The sequence below is a fragment of the Microcella sp. genome (genome assembly GCF_033763155.1).
Classification (GTDB): domain Bacteria; phylum Actinomycetota; class Actinomycetes; order Actinomycetales; family Microbacteriaceae; genus Microcella.
Map to the genome: position 1 here is coordinate 1 of NZ_JANRKZ010000263.1, position 6,026 is coordinate 6,026.

The 6,026-nt window shown below is 66.1% G+C and carries 4 protein-coding genes and 1 pseudogene; all 5 read left to right on the plus strand.

The genetic code is table 11. The features are described 5' to 3' along the window. Positions 1-738: pseudogene (locus tag SFU54_RS11240) on the plus strand (translational GTPase TypA); the annotation flags it as partial. A 48-nt stretch (positions 739-786) separates the two neighbouring features. Then, the gene (locus tag SFU54_RS11245) at positions 787-1,572 is read left to right on the plus strand and encodes a fumarylacetoacetate hydrolase family protein (protein WP_319016361.1); all 786 of its coding nucleotides are present in this window, start codon (positions 787-789) and stop codon (positions 1,570-1,572) included. A gap of 47 nt (positions 1,573-1,619) precedes the next feature. Then, positions 1,620-2,909: an MFS transporter gene (locus SFU54_RS11250; RefSeq protein ID WP_319016362.1), complete on the plus strand. Its 1,290-nt coding sequence runs from the start codon at positions 1,620-1,622 to the stop codon at positions 2,907-2,909. Positions 2,910-2,927: 18 nt separating this feature from the next. After that, positions 2,928-4,376: a cell wall-binding repeat-containing protein gene (locus SFU54_RS11255; protein ID WP_319016363.1), complete on the plus strand. Its 1,449-nt coding sequence runs from the start codon at positions 2,928-2,930 to the stop codon at positions 4,374-4,376. Between the two features lie 33 nt (positions 4,377-4,409). Beyond that, the gene (gene gltX, locus SFU54_RS11260) at positions 4,410-5,909 is read left to right on the plus strand and encodes a glutamate--tRNA ligase (RefSeq protein WP_319016364.1); all 1,500 of its coding nucleotides are present in this window, start codon (positions 4,410-4,412) and stop codon (positions 5,907-5,909) included. The last annotated feature ends 117 nt before the right edge of the window (positions 5,910-6,026 follow it).

A 6,026-nucleotide genomic window follows, 5' to 3' on the forward strand; every position in this document is an offset into this window, starting at 1 on the left:
CTCGCGCTCGCCATCCTCGTCGAGAACATGCGACGCGAAGGGTTTGAGCTCACCGTGGGCAAGCCCCAGGTCGTGACCAAGACCATCGACGGCAAGCTGCACGAGCCGTTCGAGCACCTCACGATCGATGCGCCAGAAGAGTACCTGGGCGCGATCACGCAGCTGCTCGCTGCTCGCCGCGGTCGTATGGAAGGCATGACGAATCACGGCACCGGGTGGGTGCGCATGGAGTTCGTTGTTCCGAGCCGTGGCCTCATCGGGTTCCGCACCGAGTTCCTTACCACGACCCGCGGCACCGGAATCGCTAACGCGATCGCCGCGGGCTACGAACCGTGGGCTGGCTCGATCGTGGCGCGCAACAACGGCTCGATCGTTGCTGACCGCGCCGGAGTGGTGACGAGCAACGCCATGATGGCGTTGCAAGAGCGCATGTCGTTCTTCGTCAAGCCCACGGAAGAGGTCTACGAGGGCATGGTCGTCGGCGAGAACTCTCGTGCCGACGACATGGACGTCAACATCACGAAAGAGAAGAAGCTCAACAACATTCGGTCGTCGACGGCCGAAGAGCTTGAGCGCCTGACGCCGCCGCGCCAGTTGACGCTCGAAGAGTGCCTTGAGTTCGCTCGTGAAGACGAGTGTGTTGAGGTGACGCCCGAAATCGTGCGCATTCGCAAGGTCGAGCTCGACCAGACCCTGCGTGCACGGGCGACGTCACGCCTCAAGAAGCAAAACGCCTGAGCGCATGAGCACGGTCTGTGCACGGCGCCGTGCAGTTAGGCTGAACGCGTGAAGATCGCACGCTTCAGTTCGGGGGGAGACCCGCAGTACGGCATCGTCGACGACGACGAGCTCGTGGTGCTGTCGGGCGACCCCATGTTTCACGGGTACGACACCACGGGCGAGCGGGTCAAGCTCGCTGACGTGCGCTTGCTTGCGCCGGTCATCCCGCGCTCGAAGGTCGTCTGCATTGGTATGAACTACGCGGCCCATGTGCAGTCGATGCAATACGAGGTGCCCGAGAACCCGCTCATCTTCTTGAAGCCCAACACGGCGGTCATCGGCCCCGACGACGCGATTGTGATTCCGCCCGTCGAGGGCCGCATCACACACGAGGGCGAACTCGTCGTCGTCATCGGTGCGGTCGCGAAGCGCGTGAAGAAAGAGAACTGGCGCGACGTCGTTTTCGGCTTCACGATCGGAAACGATGTGTCGGCGCGCGACGTCATGTTTGCCGATGGCCAGTGGGCACGGGCGAAGGGCTATGACACTTTTGCCCCGATTGGTCCGTTTATTGAGACCGAGATTGACCCCGTGGGTCTCGAGATCACGACCTTCGTTGACGGCGAGCCTCGTCGCAAAGGAAACACGCGCGACATGATTCACGGCGTGCCCGAGATCATCGAGTTCGTCAGTGACGCATGGACATTGTTGCCGGGCGACATCATCATGACGGGCACTCCCGACGGGCTCGGCGGCTTTCACGACGGCCAGTCCATCGAGATTCACATCGAGGGTCTCGGGGTCTTGCGCAATCCGGCGAAGAACCGCGACGACCGCGTCGACCCGGCCTAACCGCGTCGAGGGCCTCACGCAGCTCTCGGTGGGTGGATGATGAGGCTATGAGCCCCACCCCCGAGGTTTCGCCCTCGACCCAGGCAACAGTCAGCGTCGAAACTGTCGCGGCCGTTCAGCGGCGCACTCGCGGAGTGTTGATGGCGGGCCAGGTGCTGGCCGGGCTCGGCATGGGGGCGACCCTGTCGATCGGGGCGATTCTGGCCGCGGACATCTCGGGTTCACCAGCCTTCAGTGGCATGGCAGCCACCTCGGTCACTCTGGGTGCGGCGTTGGCGGCGATCCCGTTAGCGCGCCTCGCGCGACGAGCGGGCCGTGCTCCCGCGTTGGCAACGGGAGCACTCACCGCCGCCGCGGGAGCGGTTATTGCGACCGTCGCCGCGGGGGTGCAGAGCTTTCCGCTGTTGCTCGCGGGCATTCTGTTGATCGGCAGTGGCACTGCCGTCAATCTGCAATCACGGTTCGCCGCCGTTGATCTTGCAACACCTTCCACGAGAGGTCGCGACCTGTCGCTCGTCGTGTGGGCGACCACCGTGGGGGCCGTGTCGGGGCCCAACCTCATCGGCCCCGGTGAAACGCTCGGCGCCTATCTCGGCATGCCCGAATTGACCGGGCCCTTTCTCTTCACCGTTGTCGCGCAGTCGCTCGCCGCTGTGCTGTACCTCGTGGGCCTTCGACCCGACCCGCTCGCACTGGCGGCAACCTGGCGCGCGCAACAAGAACGCGACGCGCGGGCCGAAGAAGAACGTTCGGGGGTGGCCGCGCCAGCGTTGCAGGCCGCGGTCGATGACCGGCCGGGCATCCGTCTCGCGATGCTCGCGATTGCCCTCAGCCACGCGACGATGGTGGCCGTCATGGCGATGACTCCCGTGCACCTCACCGCACACGGTGCGAGCCTTGTCATCGTCGGGTTCACCATCAGCCTGCACATCGCCGGCATGTATGCACTGTCGCCCGTGTTCGGCATCGTGGCCGACCGAGTGGGTCGACGCGCGACGATCGTGATGGGGCAAGGGATGCTCGCCGCAAGCTTGCTCATGACGGGCTTCGGTGCCGAAAACGAAGGTTGGGTCGTTGCCGGGCTCATCTTCTTGGGGCTGGGGTGGAGCGCGAGCACCGTTGCCGGCTCAGCCCTGCTGACCGAGTCGGCAGCGCCCGACCGGCGCACCATCGTTCAGGGACGCAGCGACCTCGTGATGAGCGGCAGCGGGGCCGTGGGTGGTGCCCTGGCTGGAGTCGTACTGGCACTGCTCGGATACAGCGGGCTATCGTTCGTAACGATGGCACTCGTGACCACCGTGGTGGTTGCCGTCACGATCACGCCACGTCGGCGCTAAATCCGGTTCGGGGGGACCATGAGAGCACAGTCGGGCATCGCCCTGGCAATCGTCGCCGGGCTCGTGCTCGGTCCCTTGAGCGCGCACGCTGTCGAGTCAGAACCCAGCACGCCCGACGGGCTCACCGCACCGTCGGGGGAGCAGGTCGTCAGCGCGAGCGCGTTGAGCCCGGTAGCGGCGACGTTCGCGGCCGAGCGTGACCTGATCTTTCAGCAGGCGAACGCCCTGCGTGCCGAGAACGGTCTTCCGCCCTTGAGGCGCAACCCCGCTCTCGACGAAATCGCTCAAGACTGGGCCGTGCAACAAGCGCGCACGTCGACGATGTCGCACCGTCCCGACTTCACGGCGATGTACCCGGCCGGATGGACTCGCGCGGCAGAGAACGTCGCTTTTGGGTATGCCCCCTCAGACGTGCATGACGCGTGGGCAGAATCGCCAGGGCACCGCGCCAACCTCCTCTCGACGAACACCGACATCGGAATCGGCATCGCCGCCAACTCCAGCGGGCGCCTGTACTACACCCAGAATTTCGGGCGCTACGCCTCGGCGCCCCCGAGCCCGCCCGGCACGGTCACCCGCATCGCGGGAACAGACCGCTATGCGACATCGGCGCGAATCTCGTCGACGGCCTTTCCTGCGGGCGCCTCGACGGTATACGTCGCCTCGGGCGCCGACTTTCCCGATGCCTTAAGTGCCGCCGCGCTCGCGGGTGCCGCGGGTGGGCCGCTGTTGCTCGTCGCTCGCGATTCGGTGCCGGCGAGCATCCTGACCGAGCTTCTGAGACTTAGTCCCGATCGCATTGTTGTGGCCGGGGGTCCGGGCGTCGTATCGGAAGCGGTGCTGACGACATTGCGCACCGTCACTCCCGCGGTCGATCGCGTGTTTGGCGTCAATCGACACGACACGGCGCGGCAACTCGCGCTCGATGCCTACGGCTCGACGGGGTCGTCGGTGGCGTTTATCGCGGCCGGTTCGGGATACGCCGACGCTCTCGCGGCCGGGCCTGCGGCGGCGTCGCTTGATGCTCCGGTTCTGCTGATCAATGGCTCAGACGCGCAGGTCGACAGCGCAACACTTGATGTGCTGAGCCAGTTGGGAACGACGCGCGTCGTGATCGTGGGCGGCGCGGGTATCGTGCGCGAGGGCATTCGCCTGAGCCTCGAGGCTGAGGGCTATTCGGTCGAGCGCTATGCGGGTTCTGACCGTTACTCGACCGCGTCGCTGCTCGCGACGACGTTCTTTGCGACGGCCACGACGGCCTATCTCGCCACGGGGCAGGGGTTTGCCGACGCGCTGTCGGGTGGCGCAGCAGCCGGGGCGGCCGGCGCGCCGTTGTATACGACACACCCCACCTGTGTCTCGTTGCCGCCGCACACAGCGTTGACCGCACAAGACCCGACGCAGATCTTCTTGCTCGGGGGCCTCGGCTCTCTGCGACCCGCGGTGGCGGGCTTCTACCGCTGCTGAGCAGTCAGCGGCCAGCGCCTAGACTCGAACGCTGTGACTAGCCCCGCCTTTTCGACCGCCACCGGCTCTGACGTGCGCGTTCGCTTCTGCCCGTCGCCCACCGGTACCCCGCACGTCGGCCTTATTCGCACGGCCCTCTTCAACTGGGCCTATGCGAAGCACACGGGCGGCACGATGGTGTTTCGTATCGAAGACACCGACCAGGCGCGCGACAGCGAAGAGAGCTACCATCAACTGCTCGATGGCCTGCGGTGGCTTGGCATCACGTGGGATGAGGGAGTCGAAACGGGTGGCCCGCACGAGCCATACCGGCAGTCGCAGCGCGGTGACATCTACGCGGGCGTCATCGAGCAGCTGCGCGCGAGCGGCCACCTCTACGAAAGCTTCATGACGGCCGAAGAGATCGAGGCCAAGAATCTCGAGCTTGGTCGCGACCCCAAGCAGGGCTATGACAACTGGGAGCGCGAGCTCACCGACGAGCAGAAGGCCGCCTACCGCGCCGAGGGGCGCGAGCCGGCGCTGCGCTTGCGCGTTCCCGACAGTGACTTGAGCTTCACCGACCTGGTGCGTGGCGACATCACTTTCCCGGCCGGCAGCTTCGTCGACTTCGTCGTCGTGCGCCCCAATGGAGCCCCGCTCTACACCTTCGTCAACCCCGTCGACGATGCACTCATGGGCATCACGCACGTGCTGCGCGGAGAAGACCTGCTCTCGTCAACGCCCCGGCAGATCGCGCTGTATCACGCGCTCATCGAGATTGGCGTGGCCACGGCGATTCCGCAGTTCGGCCACTTGCCCTACGTCATGGGCGAGGGCAACAAGAAGCTCAGCAAGCGTGACCCCGAGTCGAACCTCTTCCACCACCGCGATCGCGGCTTCATTCGCGAGGGCCTGCTTAACTACCTCTCGCTGCTCGGCTGGTCGCTCGCTCCCGACCGCGACGTGTTCTCGATGGACGAGATGACGGCCGCATTTGATGTGGCGAACGTCAACCCCAACCCCGCGCGCTTTGACGTCAAGAAGGCCGAGTCGATTAATGGCGACCACGTGCGGTTGCTCTCGCTCGATGAGTTCGTTGAGCGCAGCATCCCGTATTGCAGCGGTGCGGGGCTGTTCAACGACGTTCCCCGCCCCGCTGAGCGCGCTCTGCTGGCGGCCGCCGCGCCGCTCGTGCAAGAACGGGTGGCCTTGCTCGGCGAAGTGCCGGGCATGGTCGCGTTCTTGTTCACGGCCGACGCCGACCTCGAGATTGAGACGGATGCTCGCGCCTCGCTCGGCGACGACGCGGCCGCCGTGCTCGACGCCGGAGTTGCCGCGCTCGAGCCGCTCGCTGACTTCACCGTCGCGGCCATCGAAGAGGCCTTGCGCGTCGCGCTTATCGAGACGCTCGAGCTCAAGCCGCGGGTGGCCTTCGGGCCCCTGCGTGTCGCGATTTCGGGACGCCGAGTGAGCCCGCCGCTGTTCGAGTCGATGGAGTTGCTCGGCCGCGAGTCAACGCTCGCGCGACTACGGGCATTGCGCGCTTCGCTGTAGGCAACTGGCGCGGCGGCGCGTCAGAGCGGCGGCAGGCGCAGCGCCCAACGTCAGCGTGGGGTGGCAGGCATGCGCCGCACGTCGGCGACACGCTCGGCGATCGCCACTTGTGCGGGC